The organism is Microcella alkalica (genome assembly GCF_014595885.1).
In the GTDB taxonomy this organism is placed as follows: Bacteria; Actinomycetota; Actinomycetes; order Actinomycetales; family Microbacteriaceae; genus Microcella; species Microcella alkaliphila_B.
The window spans coordinates 188,421-202,651 of sequence record NZ_JABUKC010000003.1 but is presented as its reverse complement, the minus strand read 5'-3'; the positions used below and the strand labels follow the sequence as shown (position 1 = coordinate 202,651).

13 protein-coding genes are annotated in these 14,231 nt (G+C 72.7%); 10 read left to right on the top strand and 3 right to left on the bottom strand.

Annotation, left to right across the window (positions count from 1 at the left end; all coding sequences use genetic code 11):
• Positions 1-19 precede the first annotated feature (19 nt).
• The 7 genes from ID804_RS08700 (at position 20) to ID804_RS08670 (ending at position 7,797) form a co-directional block, all read left to right on the top strand.
• A complete protein-coding gene (locus tag ID804_RS08700) occupies positions 20-1,420 on the top strand; it encodes a tyrosine-protein kinase domain-containing protein (RefSeq protein ID WP_169079412.1) in 1,401 nt (466 codons plus the stop codon).
• Positions 1,417-2,040 (top strand): arsenate reductase/protein-tyrosine-phosphatase family protein, encoded by a 624-nt coding sequence (locus ID804_RS08695; RefSeq protein ID WP_169079414.1) that lies wholly within the window; start codon positions 1,417-1,419, stop codon positions 2,038-2,040. The genes ID804_RS08700 and ID804_RS08695 overlap by 4 nt, the downstream gene beginning before the upstream one ends.
• A 47-nt stretch (positions 2,041-2,087) precedes the next feature.
• Positions 2,088-3,680: a sugar transferase gene (locus tag ID804_RS08690; RefSeq protein WP_396790331.1), complete on the top strand. Its 1,593-nt coding sequence runs from the start codon at positions 2,088-2,090 to the stop codon at positions 3,678-3,680.
• Between the two features lies 1 nt (position 3,681).
• Entirely contained in the window at positions 3,682-5,496 is a 1,815-nt protein-coding gene (locus ID804_RS08685; RefSeq protein WP_169079416.1) for a DUF4012 domain-containing protein, read from the top strand.
• Positions 5,497-5,701: 205 nt separating this feature from the next.
• Positions 5,702-6,214: a hypothetical protein gene (locus ID804_RS08680; protein WP_169079418.1), complete on the top strand. Its 513-nt coding sequence runs from the start codon at positions 5,702-5,704 to the stop codon at positions 6,212-6,214.
• A 120-nt stretch (positions 6,215-6,334) separates the two neighbouring features.
• Positions 6,335-7,021, top strand: coding sequence for an SGNH/GDSL hydrolase family protein (locus tag ID804_RS08675; RefSeq protein ID WP_169079420.1), 687 nt, complete (start codon positions 6,335-6,337; stop codon positions 7,019-7,021).
• Positions 7,018-7,797: an SGNH/GDSL hydrolase family protein gene (locus tag ID804_RS08670; RefSeq protein WP_317451235.1), complete on the top strand. Its 780-nt coding sequence runs from the start codon at positions 7,018-7,020 to the stop codon at positions 7,795-7,797. Before ID804_RS08675 ends, ID804_RS08670 begins: the two co-directional genes overlap by 4 nt.
• Here ID804_RS08670 and ID804_RS12415 read toward each other — a convergent pair.
• Complete coding sequence (locus ID804_RS12415) at positions 7,794-8,573, bottom strand: sulfite exporter TauE/SafE family protein (protein WP_317451234.1); 780 nt, start codon at positions 8,571-8,573, stop codon at positions 7,794-7,796. The two genes, ID804_RS08670 and ID804_RS12415, sit on opposite strands and share 4 nt — an antisense overlap.
• A gap of 60 nt (positions 8,574-8,633) precedes the next feature.
• Between ID804_RS12415 and ID804_RS08660 the strand changes: the two genes are divergently transcribed.
• The 3 genes from ID804_RS08660 to ID804_RS08650 all read left to right on the top strand — a co-directional run bounded on the left by ID804_RS08660 (position 8,634) and on the right by ID804_RS08650 (position 11,569).
• Positions 8,634-10,106, top strand: coding sequence for a malate:quinone oxidoreductase (locus ID804_RS08660; protein ID WP_169079422.1), 1,473 nt, complete (start codon positions 8,634-8,636; stop codon positions 10,104-10,106).
• 42 nt (positions 10,107-10,148) lie between these two features.
• Positions 10,149-11,153 (top strand): hypothetical protein, encoded by a 1,005-nt coding sequence (locus tag ID804_RS08655; protein ID WP_169079424.1) that lies wholly within the window; start codon positions 10,149-10,151, stop codon positions 11,151-11,153.
• Between the two features lie 107 nt (positions 11,154-11,260).
• Entirely contained in the window at positions 11,261-11,569 is a 309-nt protein-coding gene (locus ID804_RS08650) for a hypothetical protein (protein WP_169079426.1), read from the top strand.
• Positions 11,570-11,863: 294 nt separating this feature from the next.
• Here ID804_RS08650 and galK read toward each other — a convergent pair whose 3' ends face one another.
• Entirely contained in the window at positions 11,864-13,024 is a 1,161-nt protein-coding gene (galK, locus tag ID804_RS08645) for a galactokinase (protein WP_169079428.1), read from the bottom strand.
• Positions 13,021-14,205: a galactose-1-phosphate uridylyltransferase gene (gene galT, locus ID804_RS08640; protein WP_317451264.1), complete on the bottom strand. Its 1,185-nt coding sequence runs from the start codon at positions 14,203-14,205 to the stop codon at positions 13,021-13,023. The genes galK and galT overlap by 4 nt, the downstream gene beginning before the upstream one ends.
• Positions 14,206-14,231 lie beyond the last annotated feature (26 nt).

Below are 14,231 nucleotides of genomic sequence, written 5' to 3'. Positions count from 1 at the left end.
TGCCTGGAGGCTCAACGACGTGGAACTCGCCGACTACCTGCGCATCCTGCGCAAGCGCTGGCTCGTCATCCTGGTGCTGACCCTCGTCGGCATCGCCGCCTCGGCGACCGCGACGCTGCTCATGACCCCGCAGTACCGCGCGACGACGCAGGTCTTCGTCTACGTGCCGAGCTCCGGCACCGTCGGCGAGCTCGCCCAGGGCGGCAGCTTCGCGCAGAACCAGGTGCGCTCGTACGCCGAGGCCGTCAGCACGCCGCGCGTGCTTGACGACGTCGTCGCGAGCCTCGGCCTCGACGAGACCGCCGATGAGCTGGGTGAGTCGGTCACCGCCGAGGCGCCGCTCAACACCGTCAACATCGAGATCGCGGTGGTGCGCGAGTCGCCCACCGAGGCCGCCGACATCGCCAACGCCACCACCTCGAGCTTCGAGGCCGTCATCGACGACATCACCTCCGGTCAGGTCTCGGTGAGCGTGCTGCGCGAGGCCTCCGTGCCGCGCGAGCCGATCTCGCCCAACACCAACCTCAACCTTGCGCTCGGTCTGCTCATCGGCCTCGCGGTCGGCATCGGCCTCGCCGTGCTCATGGAGGTGCTCGACACGCGCATTCGGGGCCAGCGCGACGTGGAAGCGCTCACCCAGGCGCCGATCATCGGCGGCATCGCCTACGACCCGAACGCCGTCAAGCGCCCCCTCATCGTGCAGGACGACCCGCACAGCCCGCGCGCCGAGGCTTTCCGCACGCTGCGCACCAACCTGCAGTTCCTCGACATCGAGCCGGGCGCCCGCAGCTTCGTCATCACCAGTTCGGTGCCCGCCGAGGGCAAGTCGACGACGTCGGCCAACCTCGCCATCGCGCTCGCCGACTCCGGCGCGCGCGTCGTCATCATCGATGGCGACCTGCGCCGACCCAAGCTCGCCGAGTACATGGGTCTCGAGGGCGCCGTCGGGCTCACCGACGTGCTCATCCAGCGCGCGAGCCTCGGTGACGTGCTGCAGCCCTGGGGTCGCCGCGGCCTGAGTGTGCTGCCCGCCGGGTCGGTGCCGCCCAACCCGAGCGAGCTGCTCGGCTCGCGCGCCATGCAGAGCCTCGTGCACGCCCTCGAGCAGGAATTCGACGTCGTCATCATCGACATGCCGCCGCTGCTGCCCGTCACCGACGCCGCCCTCGTCAGCAAGATGACGAAGGGTGCCCTCGTCGTCGCCGCCGCGGGCAAGACCGACCGCCGCGAGCTCGAGGGCGCGCTCGCCGCGCTCGAGAACGTCGGGGCCCGCGTCTCGGGCATCATCATCACGATGCTGCCCACGAAGGGTCCGGACGCCTACGGCTACGGCCGCTACGGCTACGGCGGCTACGGCTACACCGCCGAGGCGAACGCGGTGACGACGCCGCGCCGGCCCAAGGCGAGCCGCGGCCGATGACGGTCGACGCCGGCGCCGACCGCTTCGAGGTGCTCGTCGTCTGCACCGGCAACGTCTGCCGCTCGCCCGTCGCCGAGCAGGTGCTGCGCGCTCGCTTCGGCGAGCGCTTCGCCCGCTTCTCCAGCGCCGGCACCTTCGCCCTCGTCGGCGCGCAGATGCCCGAGCAGGCTCAGCAGCTCGCGCGCACCCTCGGCGCCGAGCCCGGCCCGGTGCACGCCCCGCGGATGCTCGATGCCGACCTCATCGACCGCGCCGACCTCGTGCTCGCCCTCACGCGCGAGCACCGCGCCGAGATCGTGCGCCTGCTGCCGCGCGCCAACCGCCGCACCGTCACCCTGCGGGAGGCGGCGCGCCTGCTCGAGAGCCTGGCCGCCGCGCCCGGCATCGAGACCGACCTCGCACGGCTGCGCGCCCAGCCCGTGCCCGACGCGCTGCGCGCGCTCGTGCCGATGATGCTCGCCGAGCGGGGCCTCGCCACGCCGCCGGCCGACCCCGCCGACGACGACGTCGTCGACCCGTACCGGCAGCAGCAGGAGGTCTACGACCGATCCGGCGCCCAGATCGCCGACGCGATCGAGCGCAGTGAGGCGGCCCTGCGGGCGATCGCCGCACGGGCCTGATCGCGCGGCGACGCGCGCGCGGCGCCTCGTCGTCTGCAGACCTGTCTATGCTCAAGGTGAGCAATCCACCCCTCACCGTCTCCGATCGCGAAGGTCTCGTGCCGATGTCTCCTGAGCGCGACGTCGCTGCTGCCACCCCGGCACTCGGGGCCGCGAGCGAGCCCGCCGCCGGCGCGCATCCGCCGCGTGAGCACGCCGTCGATCGCGCGTGGGCGCACCGCTACGGCCGGCGGCTCGTCGTGACCGACCTGCTCGCCGTCGCCTGGGCCGTGATCGGCACGCAGCTGCTGTGGTTCGGCTTCGACCGCGCCGAGCTCGCCACCGGCGCCGCCGCGCGCGACCTCACGATCGACTACACCGAGATCTCGATCGTGCTCATCGCCGCCTGGATGGCCGTGCTCGCAATGTTCGCCACCCGCGACCCGCGCATCGTGGGGGCGGGCAGCACCGAGTACAAGCGCATCGCCGACGCCGCATTCCGCCTCTTCGGCATCGTCGCGATCGTGGCGTTCCTGTTCCAGCTCGACCTCGCGCGCGGGTACATCCTCACGGGCTTCCCGCTCGGCCTGCTCGCCCTGCTCGCCACACGCTGGATCTGGCGCCAATGGCTCATCGCCGAGCGCGCCCACGGCCGCTACTCCTCGCGCGCGATCATCGTCGGCACGCCCGGCACCGCCGGGGCGCTCGCGGCCGACCTCGCGGTCGCGAGCGCAGCCGGCTACCGCGTGGTGGGCGCCTGCTTCGTGGGGGTGGCGGATGCCCGCCCCGCCCCGTGGGACGCAGCCCTTCCCACGGGCGCGGGCCTCGCATCCCTGCCCCGCCTGCTCGACGAGACAGCCGCCGACACGGTCATCGTGACGAGCTCCGACGAGCTGCCGACCGAGCGGATGCGCGAGCTCAGCTGGTCGCTCGAACCGGGCAGGCACCACCTCGTCGTCGCGCCGAGCCTCACCGACATCGGTGGCCCGCGCATCCACATGCGGCCTGTCGCCGGCCTGCCGCTGCTGCACATCGAGACGCCGCGCTACGAGGGCTTCAAGCGGTTCTCCAAGCGCACCTTCGATCTGGTCGCTGCGCTCGTGCTCACGGTCGCGCTCGCCCCGGTGCTGCTCGTCATCGCGATCGTCGTCAAGGCCTCGAGCCCGGGGCCCGTGCTGTTCCGCCAGCAGCGCGTCGGGTTCGAGGGGCGACCCTTCGGCATGCTGAAGTTCCGCACCATGGTCGTCGACGCCGAGCAGCGCCTCGCCGAGCTGCAGGCGGCGCAGCGCGACGCGGGCAACGATGTGCTCTTCAAGATGAAGGACGATCCGCGCGTGACGCCGGCAGGGCGGGTGCTGCGCCGATACAGCCTCGACGAGCTGCCGCAGCTGCTCAACGTGCTCGCCGGTCACATGTCGCTCGTCGGCCCGCGCCCTCCGCTCGAGCGAGAGGTGGCCGTCTATGAGCGCCACGTGCATCGCCGCTTCTTCGTCAAGCCTGGCGTGACTGGCCTGTGGCAGGTGAGCGGGCGCTCCAACCTCTCGTGGGAGGAGAGCGTGCGACTCGACCTCTACTACGTCGAGAACTGGTCGATGACGGGCGATCTCATCATCCTCTGGCGTACGCTGCGCGCCGTGCTGCGCTCGGAAGGGGCCTTCTGACATGACGACGACTCGCGCCGAAGGGCGACGCGCCGCCGCCCGAGGCCGCCGCCGCCCCGTCGTCATCGCGCTCGTCGCGCTGCTCGCCGTGCTGCTCGGCGTCGCCGCCTGGGTCGTGCTCCGCGGCCTCGCCGCTCGCGACCAGCTCCTCGGCGCGCTGCCGCTCGCCGCGGCGGTCAGGCAGCAGGTGGCCGACGGCGACGGTGACATCGCCGCCGAGCTCGACGAGCTGCAGGGCCGCACGCAGTCGGCGCGCGAGCTCACGAGCGACCCCGTCTGGCGAGCCGTCGAACTGGTGCCGTGGGCGGGACAGAACCTGCGCGCGTTCCGCGAAGCGGCGGCGACCGTCGACGACGTCGCCGACGACGCGCTGCCGCCGCTCGGCCGGCTGGCCTCGTCGATCACGCTCGGCAGCCTCACTCCGCGCGACGGGCGCATCGACCTGCAGCCCATCCTCGACGCCGCGCCCGTGCTCGCCGACGCCGCCACAGCCCTCGAGCAGGCCGACGCCCGAGCATCCGCCATCGAGACCGAGGGCACGCTGCCGCAGATCAGCGAAGCCGTGGGTGAGCTCGTCGGGCTCGTCGACGAGACCGCGTCGATCGTGAGCGGCCTCGACACCGCAGCGCGACTGCTGCCCGGGATGCTCGGGGGCGATGCCCAGCGCGACTACCTGCTGCTCTTCCTCAACAACGCCGAGCTGCGGGCCGGAGGCGGTATTCCGGGAGCGCTCGCGGTGCTCACCGCCGACGACGGTGCGCTCGCCATCACGGCGCAGTCGAGCGCGTCGGCGCTCGGCGAGTTCGCGACCGCGCCCGAGCCGCTGACGGAGGTCGAGCGCACGCTCTTCGGCGAGGCGACCGGGCTCTTCATGCAGAACGTCACCGCGACCCCCGACTTCGTGCGCTCCGCCGAGCTCGCGCAGGCGATGTGGGCCGAACGGCAGGGGCAGACCGTCGACGGGGTCATCGGCCTCGACGTGCCGGCGCTCGCGCGCATCCTCGAAGCGACCGGCCCCGTCGCGCTCGCCGACGGCACCGAGCTCACGAGCGACAACGCCGTGCAGGTGTTGCTGAGCGACACCTACGCTCGCCTGCCTGAGCCCAGCGCGCAGGACGCCTACTTCGCCGACGCCGCGCAGCGGGTCTTCGCCGCCGTCACCAACGGGGGAGTCGAACCGGGCGCGCTGGTCGACGCGCTCGTCAACGCCGCCGGCAACGACCGATTGACGGTCTGGAGCGCCGACCCCGACGAGCAGGAGGTGCTCACCGCGATCGACCTCGCCGGCGCGCTGCCGGTGAGCGACGAGCGCGTCACCCTCTTCGGCGTGTACCTCAATGACTCGACCGGCGCGAAGATGGACTACTACCTCCGCACGGCCATCGGGCTCGGATCGGTGACGTGCCGCGACGATGAGCGGCCCAGCTACCGCGTCGCCGTGCGCCTCGAGAACACCGCCCCTGCGAACGCCGCGACCACGCTGCCCGACTACGTCACCGGCGCAGGGGCCTTCGGCGTGCCCGCCGGCACGATCCGCACGAACGTTTTCGTCTACGGCCCCCCGGGCTCCGTCGCGTACGACGTTCGACTCGACAGCCAGAGCGTCGGCTTCGTCTCCGCCGAGCACGACGGGCTGACCGCGACCGGTGCGACGATCGATCTCGAGCCGGGCGAGCTGGCCGAGCTCGAGGTGCTGTTCGTCGGTGCCGAACCCTCGTCGGCGCGTCTCGACATCGACCACACTCCGGCCGCCAGTTCCATCCTCCTCACTCCGAACGCGCCGCTCAGCTGCCGCGATGTGGCCGCTGACGACTGACCGCCGCCCCCGAAGAGGGCGCAGAATCCGGCCCGGGGGCGGCGATAGCCTGGCCGAGCGTCAGCTCTCGCGTTCCGGAGTTACGGAATCGTGAGAATCGAAGTATCGCTCAGACGAACTTTTAGCTAGTCTCGAAGCAGACCATCAGGGGGGGCGCTCGGCGTCGTCCCTGAAGACCGGCCACACCAGATTCGGGGAACCACATATGATCGCTCGCCTTCTCGCCACCGGCGCTCTCGCTGGTGCCCTCGTGCTCACGGGCTCCGCTGCCGCCTTCGCCGCCGAATACACCGGCGGCAGCGTCAACACCAACACCGTCGCCGCAGGCGGAACCGTGACTTTCACGTCGGTCGAGACCGGTCTCGACGAGGGCACCGACGTCACGGCGAGCCTCACGTGCGGTTCGACCGTCACCGCGATCGACGGCGTGACCGTCGGCGCCGACGGCATCATCACCTTCACCGCCACCGTGCCCGCGGGCACCACCGGCAGCTGCACGCTCTCGGTCTCGGCCGATGACGGCGTCGACACCTACCTGCAGACCCTCTCGCTGACCGTCGCCGCGGCTCCCGTCGACGGTGGTGCCGGCGACGGCCTCGCCGAGACCGGTGCTGCCGACCTCACTCCCGTGCTGTGGTTCGGCGCCGGCGCCGTCGTGCTCGGTGCGGCTGCCGCCGGTGTCGTCGCCGCGACGCGTCGTCGCAGCGCCGCCCAGTAGCGTCCTTCCTCGCGAGGCCCCGCCGGAACACCGGCGGGGCCTCGCGCTTTCCCGGCACCCGACCTGACGGCGGCCACGCGACGGCATCGAGCGCACCGCGTAGCGCGCTACCGTCGAGGGATGCCCAGCACCCGCCGTCGCCACCTGCTCACGACCCTCGCCGCGATCGCGGTCGCCCCGCTCGTCGGGTGCGCCGCGCCCGCGGGCGGGGCGGCGCCCGCATCCTCGGCACCGGCCGGCGGCGACGGGCCGCTCGTCGCCTTCTACGGCGACTCGTACACGCTCGGCACCGGGGCCAGTGACCCCTCGAAGCGGTGGTCGAGCATCATCGCCGCCGACCGCGGCTGGCGCGAGTTCAACCCGAGCGTCAACGGGCTCGGCTACGTGCGCAATCGCCCCTTCGTCGGCGACGGCGACGTTCCGTCGCTGATCATCGAGCAGCAGCCCGACATCGTCATCATCACGATGGGGCTCAACGACAACTTCGCGTACGCGCGGGCGGGTGAGGAGATCCGCGAGGCGATGACCGCCGACCTCGACCGGCTCGTCGCGGGGCTGCCCGAGGCGCGCTTCATCGTCGTCGAGCCATTCTGGTACACCGACGAGCGACCCGAATCGGTCGAGGTCATCATCGGCTGGCAGCGCGAGCAGGCCGAGCGCATCGGGGCGCCGTTCATCGCCGGCGCCTCGCGCTGGATCGAGGGCCGCCCCGACTGGATGGCTTCCGACGGCCTGCATCCGAACGACGAGGGCTACGCCGCGATCGCCGAGCGCATGGATTCCGAGCTCGAACGGCTCGGCCTGTGATCGTCGGCAGCTACGCCGCGATCGGCGACAGCTTCACCGAGGGCATGGGCGACGAGCTGCCCGACGGCACGCCGCGCGGCTGGGCCGACCTCGTCGCGCTCGGGCTCGCGGCCGCGCACGCCGCCGCGGGCGGCTCGGGCTTCGGGTACGCCAACTTCGCCATCCGGGGCCGGCTGCTCGGCCCGATCGTCGCCGAGCAGCTCGACCCGGCCATCGCGCTGCGACCCGAGCTGCTCACCATCAACGGCGGGGGCAACGACATCATGCGCCCGAAGGTGTCGGTGGCATCGACGGCCGACCGCCTCGTGGCGGCGGCCGAGCGGGCGACGGCGGCGGGCATCCGCGTCGCGCTCGTCAGCGGAGCCGACCCGACCCGTCACCTGCCGCTCGGCCCCCTCATCAAGGCGCGCGGCGACGCCCTCGCGGTCGCCGTGCGCGAGCGGCTGGCCCGCACCGACATCGCCTTCGTCGACAACTGGTCGGATGCCCGCCTCACCACCCTCGACAACTGGTCGGTCGACCGGCTGCACCTGAACGCCCGCGGGCACGCGCGCGTCGCCGCGAACGTGCTCGCCGGCCTCGGCGTCGAGGTGCCGCCCGCCGTGCACGCGCCGCACGCCCCCGGCGACGACGTGGCGCGCCCGCGCACCGCCGAGTACTGGCGGCAGTACGTGCTGCCGTGGATCGGCCGGCGCCTCACCGGGCGCTCCTCGGGCGACGGTCGCCAGCCGAAGCGGCCGACGCTGCAGCCGGTCGAGCTGCCGACCGAGCTCTAAGCCGCGTCGCCGTCGCGCGCCGCCCGCTGCGCGCGGATCGCCCGTACGCTCAGCAGCACGACGATGACGATGAGCAGCGCGCCGAAGAGGATGCCGGCGAGCTGCGGCGGGATGATGAACGCCAGCGCGACCCCGCCGAACGACGCGACCGAGGCCGCGATGCCGACGATGAGCCCGTCGCGCACCGACACCATCTTCGCCCGCACGTTCGCGATCGAGCCCGACAGCGCCGTCGGGATCATCGCCAGCAGCGACGTGCCCTTCGCCAGCAGGTCGCCGAAGCCGAACAGGGCGATGAGCACCGGCACCGCGATGACGCCGCCGCCGATGCCGAACAGCCCCGAGGCGACGCCCATGAACAGACCGAGCGCGATGAGGCCGATGACGGGGCCCACCCCGAGCTCGAATGAGCCGTCGCGCGGCGTCTCGACGAGGATCATGCGCACCGCCACCAGCAGCAGGAACGCGATGAACAGCCACCGCAGCCACACGATCGGCAGCACGCGCAGCAGCTTCGCGCCGATCGGTGCGCCGACGACGGCGCCCACGGCGATGAGCGCGCCGGCGACCCACGCGATCTGGCCCTGCAGTCCGTAGCCGATCGTGCCGACGAGGGCGCTCGGGGCGATCGCGACGAGCGAGGTGGCGGATGCCCGGCGCTGGTCCATCCGCGCCAGCAGCATGAGCAGCGGCACCATGATGATGCCCCCGCCGACGCCGAACAGGCCCGAAAGAAGTCCGCCGACTGCGCCGACGAGAAGAAGGGGCGGAATCACCGAGCCAGCCTAGGCGACCCGCGGCGAGCATCCGGCAACCGCTCGGTAGACTCGTGAATCGTGACTGAACGCATCGACGTGGCCCTCATCGGCGGCGGCATCATGAGCGCGACCCTCGGCACGCTGCTGCAGCAGCTCGAGCCAACCTGGTCGATCCGCATCTACGAGCGCCTCAGCGATGTCGCGCTCGAGAGCTCGAACCCGTGGAACAACGCCGGCACCGGCCACGCGGCGCTGTGCGAGCTCAACTACACGCCCGAGAAGGCCGACGGCTCGATCGACATCACCAACGCGGTGAAGGTCAACGAGCAGTTCCAGGTGTCGCGGCAGTTCTGGTCGTACCTCGTCGGCGAGGGGCTGCTGCCCGAGCCGAAGGCGTTCCTCAACGCGACGCCGCACATGAGCGTCGTCTGGGGCGAGGCCAACGTCGACTACCTGCGCAAGCGCTACGAGGCGCTCAAGGACCACCCGCTGTTCGCGGGCATGGAGTACAGCGAAGACGTGCGGCAGATCCGTCAGTGGGCGCCGCTGCTGATCCCGGGCCGGGCGAAGAGCCAGCCGATCGCCGCGACCTACATGGCCGCCGGCACCGACGTCGACTTCGGCGCCCTCACCCGCCTGCTCATCGACGGCCTCGTCGCCGGCGGCGCCGAGCTGCTCACCGAGCACCGCGTGACCAAGCTCAAGAAGCTGCCCGACGGCGCGTGGCGCCTGGGCATGCGGCACGAGGTCGGCGGCACGCCCCTCGAGGTCGAGGCCCGCTTCGTGTTCGTCGGTGCCGGCGGCCACGCGCTGCCGCTGCTGCAGAAGAGCGGCATCCCCGAGATCCGCGGCTTCGGCGGCTTCCCGATCAGCGGCGAGTGGCTGCGCAGCGACAACCCCGAGGTCGTCGCCAAGCACCTCGCGAAGGTCTACGGCAAGGCCTCCGTCGGCGCCCCGCCGATGTCGGTGCCGCACCTCGACACACGCGTCGTCGACGGCGAGACCTCGCTGCTGTTCGGCCCGTACGCCGGCTTCAGCCCCAAGTTCCTCAAGACGGGGTCGTGGCTCGACCTGTTCGCCTCGATCCGCTGGCACAACATCGTGCCGATGATCCAGGTCGGCCTGCGCAACTTCGACCTCGTGAAGTACCTCATCAGCGAGCTCACCGCGAGCCGCGCCGACCGCCTGGCCTCACTGCGCGAGTTCTACCCGAACGCCGACGGCGACGACTGGTACAAGATGGTCGCCGGCCAGCGCGTGCAGGTCATCAAGCGTGACCCCGAGAAGGGCGGCGTGCTGCAGTTCGGCACCGAGGTCGTCGCCTCGGCCGACGGCTCGATCGCGGGCCTGCTCGGCGCCTCGCCGGGCGCCTCGACCGCCGCGCCGATCATGATCGACCTCATCGAGCGCTGCTTCCCCGACCGCATCGCGGCCTGGACACCGATGCTCACGAAGATGGTGCCCTCGTACGGCGGTCGCGTGAGCGACGATCCGAAGGTCGCCGACCGCCTGCTGAGCGAGACGGCCGAGCGGCTCGCGATCGCGCGCTAGGTTGGCCCGCCGTTCGGCGTTGCTGACCGATACTCTGGGGCGATGGACTTCCGCGCGCCACTCGACGGCGCGCCCGCGACGCGTCGCCGATGGCTGGTGATCGTCGGCGTCGGCGCGCTCGTCGTGCTCGACGCGATCCTTATCGTCTGGCTGCTCGCGCGACCCACCGCCGTCGAGGCGGATGCTCCGCCCGCGGGCCCGTCACCGGTCTCCACCGGCTCGCCCAGCGGGTCGCCGAGCGGCTCGCCCTCGGCCGAACCCTCGCCGGGCTCGGAGGGCGCCCCCGTCGAGGTCGAGGCGGTCGCCTCGCAGCCGCCGGCGCGCATCCTCACCGCCGTCGACGGCAGCACCGCCTGGCGCGCCACGACCGGTGACTGCCCCGCTGCGATCGCGGCGCCCGAGCTGACCACCGACGGCGGAGCGACGTGGCTGCCGACCGACGCGACCGGGCCGACCGGCGTCACCGCGCTCACTCGCATCATCGCCTCCGGAGCAGACGTCGCCACGATGGTCGGCGCCGCGCCCGATGGCTGCGCGCCGACCATCATCCGCACCTACGTGCGCGGCGACAACTACGAGGAGTACCCGGGCGAGATCGCGACCGCCTGGCGGATCGACCCCGCCGACCGCGCGTCGATCGGCACGCCGACCGACGTCGTCGACGGGCCCTGCGCGTCGGCGGTGACGATCGCGACCGCCTCCGACGAGGCTGCGGCGGTGCTATGCGCTGACGGCACGATCGCGACGACGGCGGATGCCGGGGCCACCTGGTCGACGCCGCTGGCCGTCGCCGGCGCCCAGAGCCTCGATGCCGTCGAGGGCGGCTGGCTCGTGGCGCGTCTCGGCGGCTCCGCGTGCGCGGGAGTCGGGCTCGCGATCGTGAGCAGTGACGGCGCCACCGCCGCGGAGTCGGGCTGCGTGCCCGTCTCGGGCGCGCTCGAGTCGCTCGCGGGCGAGGTCGCGGTGAGCGTCGGCGGCGACACCTGGTGGGTGTGGGCGGGCGACGCGCTCGTGCGCTCGACCGACCGCGGGGTGACCTGGGGGTAGCAGCGCGGGTCGGTGCGCTGCTCGCGTAGCGTGGCAGGGTGACGCGGGAACAGAGGAATGCTCGTTCGACCGGGAGTGCGGAAGTCGGGGCTGGGCCGTCGCGGGGCATGCTGCTCGTCTCCGCTGCGCTGTGCTGGGTGCCGTTCCTCGCGCTCGTCGTGGTCACGGTCGCGACGTGGCCGCTGCTGGCCGGCGAGATCAGCGCGCAGTGGAGCGGCGACGACGTCGCCACTCGCGCCCCGGGCTGGACGGTGCTGCTGCTGCCGGTGACCGGCACACTCGTGTGCGGCGTCATCGCGACCGTCGTCGCCGTGGAGCGCCCGCGCCACGACCACCGCGCGACGCTCGCGGTCTGCGGAGCCGTCGGTGCGGTGCTCCTCGGCGTCGTGGTCGCCGTGGTGCTCGCGAACCGCTGAGCCGGTCGAGCCGGGATGCCCGCCCTGGGCTGTCGAAAGGCCCACCGCCCGCGCCGCGGGCACCCTCACGCCGCAGGCCCTCATCAGTGTCGTCGTACGCACTACTGATCACGGCATGCACCGCGCTTCGGGCAGCAGTGCGTGCCGTCAACGGTAGTGAGTGCGGCGGGTCACTGCGGCGGCCAGCGGAGGAGTAGTGCCGCCGTCGCCGGTGCGGCGCAGCGGGGGCCGTGCCGGCGCGAGCGCAGCGCGCCGCCGACCCCGCGCCGCCCCGCAGGGCGCGAACCGCGCGCCCTAGTTGCGCGTCGCCCCGTCGGAGGCGACGACGACGAAGGTGTCGGGCTGCCCGTACCCGTGCTCGCTGAACGCGTTGTCGACGGCGACCTGCACGCGCGAGAGGTCGCTGAGCCGCACGAGCGCGATCGCCGCGCCGCCGAAGCCGCCGCCGGTCATGCGGGCGCCGAGGGCTCCGGCCTGCACGGCGGTCTCGACGGCGAGGTCGAGCTCGGGCACCGAGATCTCGAAGTCGTCGCGCATGCTGCGGTGCGAGGCATCCAGCAGCTCGCCGATCGCCGCCGCGCCCGCCGACCGCAGCACCTCGACCGTGTCGAGCACGCGCTGGTTCTCGGTCACCACGTGGCGCACGCGTCGGAAGGTGACGTCGTCGAGCAGCTCGCGGGCCCGCTCCAGATCGGCGACGGTGACGTCGCGCAGCGAGGATGCTCCGAGAGCCGCAGCACCGCGCTCGCACGCCGCACGGCGCTCGCCGTAGCCGCCCGTGGCGTGCGAGTGCTTCACCCCGGTGTCGATGACGAGGATCGCCAGCTCGGCCTCGGCGAGCCCGAGCGGCACGAGCTCGCTGTCGAGCGAGCGGCAGTCGAGGAAGACGGCGTGGTCGGCGCGGCCCAGCAGCGACGCCGACTGGTCCATGATGCCGGTCGGCGCGCCGACGGCCACGTTCTCGGCGCGCTGCCCCACGCGGGCAAGCGTGGGCCGGTCGAGGTCCAGTCGCCACACGTCGTTGACGGCGAGCGCGACGGCCGACTCGATCGCCGCCGACGACGACAGGCCCGCGCCGAGCGGCACGTCCGAGTCGATGAACAGGTCGAGCCCCGGCACGGCCGAGAGGTCGGCGCCATATTCGCTGAGCGCCCACACGACCCCGAGCGGGTAGGCCGGCCAGCCCTGCAGCACGTCGGGCGTGAGGTCGGCGAGCGAGATCTCGACCACCTCGTCGGCGATCGTCGACGCGACGCGGACGACCCGGTCATCCCGCGCCCCGACCGCGACGACGGTGCGCCGGTCGATCGCGAACGGCAGCACGAAGCCCTCGTTGTAGTCGGTGTGCTCGCCGATGAGGTTCACGCGTCCGGGCGCCGACCACAGCCCGTCGGGCTCGCGGCCGAACAGCTCGGCGAAGCCGGCGCGGGTGTCGTCGCGGATGTCGGAGCTCATGAGCGGTCTGCCTTCTGTGTCTGGTCGGCCTCGCCGGCTGGCGTCAAGTCGGCCCCGCCGGCGGGTGCCTGCTCGGCCGCGTCGGCGCGCGCGATCGCCGCGCGCAGAACCTCGGCCTGCGCCTCGGGGGTGACGTCGCCGATGAAGGCGCCCATGGCGGCCTCCGAGCCGGCGAGGTACTTCAGCTTGTCAGCTGCGCGGCGCGGACTCGTCACCTGCAGCATCAGGCGCACGGCATCCCGCCCCTCGTGCACCGGAGCTTGGTGCCACGCGGCGATGTACGGCGTCGGCGAGTCGTAGACGGCGTCGAGGCCGCGCAGCAGGCGGCGGTAGAGGGGCGCGAGGTCGTCCTTCTCGGCGTCGGTGAGGCCGGCGAGGTCGGGCACGTGCCGGTGCGGCAGCAGGTGGATCTCGAGCGGCCAGCGCGCGGCGAACGGCACGAAGGCGGTGAAGTGCTCGGTCTGCGCGAGCACGCGCGGGCCCGCCTGCTCGGCTTCGAGGATCTGCTCGAAGAGCGTGGGGCCGACCGCGTCGACCGACCGCAGCAGCGCCGAGGTGCGCGGAGTGATGAAGGGGTACGCGTAGATCTGGCCGTGCGGGTGGGGGAGGGTGACCCCGATCTCCTGCCCACGGTTCTCGAAGACGAAGACCTGCTCGATGCCGGGCATCCGCGACAGGGCGTCGGTGCGCTGCGCCCACGCCTCGATGATGGTGCGGGCGCGGCTGACGGACTGCGAGCCGAAGGATCCGTCGTGCTCGGGCGAGAAGCAGACCACCTCGCAGCGGCCGACGCTCGCGCGCTGCCGCTCGAGGCCGACCGTGCGCAGGTCGTCGAGGCCGGCGGGTGCCTCGGGGTGCTCGAGGGCGGGCCCGAAGCTCGGCGAGCGGTTCTCGAACACGGCGACGTCGTACAGCGCCGGGATCTCGCTCGGGTTCGCGGCGGTCTGCGGCGCGAGCGGATCCTGGTCGGCCGGCGGCAGGAACACGCGGTTCTGCCGGTTCGCGGCGATCGACACCCACTCGCCGGTGAGCACGTCCTGTCGCATCCGGGCCGTCTCGGGGCGCGGGTCGAGGGTGCGGCGGTCGACGCTGCGCTCGGCGTGCGGGTCGAGCGTCGTGTCGGCGTCGTCGAAGTAGATCAGCTCGCGGCCGTCGGCGAGGGTCGTGGAGCGCTGCGTGATGGGCACGCTCCATGCTACGAAGCGCG

Bases quoted from the DNA above. Each gene is read 5' to 3' on its own strand.
- ID804_RS08695 (WP_169079414.1), top strand. From the start codon at position 1,417: ATGACGGTCGACGCCGGCGCCGACCGCTTCGAGGTGCTCGTCGTCTGC.
- ID804_RS08650 (WP_169079426.1), top strand. From the start codon at position 11,261: ATGCTGCTCGTCTCCGCTGCGCTGTGCTGGGTGCCGTTCCTCGCGCTC.
- ID804_RS08655 (WP_169079424.1), top strand. From the start codon at position 10,149: ATGGACTTCCGCGCGCCACTCGACGGCGCGCCCGCGACGCGTCGCCGA.
- ID804_RS08690 (WP_396790331.1), top strand. From the start codon at position 2,088: ATGCTCAAGGTGAGCAATCCACCCCTCACCGTCTCCGATCGCGAAGGT.
- ID804_RS08685 (WP_169079416.1), top strand. From the start codon at position 3,682: ATGACGACGACTCGCGCCGAAGGGCGACGCGCCGCCGCCCGAGGCCGC.
- galK (WP_169079428.1), bottom strand. From the start codon at position 13,024: ATGAGCTCCGACATCCGCGACGACACCCGCGCCGGCTTCGCCGAGCTG.
- ID804_RS08675 (WP_169079420.1), top strand. From the start codon at position 6,335: ATGCCCAGCACCCGCCGTCGCCACCTGCTCACGACCCTCGCCGCGATC.
- ID804_RS08680 (WP_169079418.1), top strand. From the start codon at position 5,702: ATGATCGCTCGCCTTCTCGCCACCGGCGCTCTCGCTGGTGCCCTCGTG.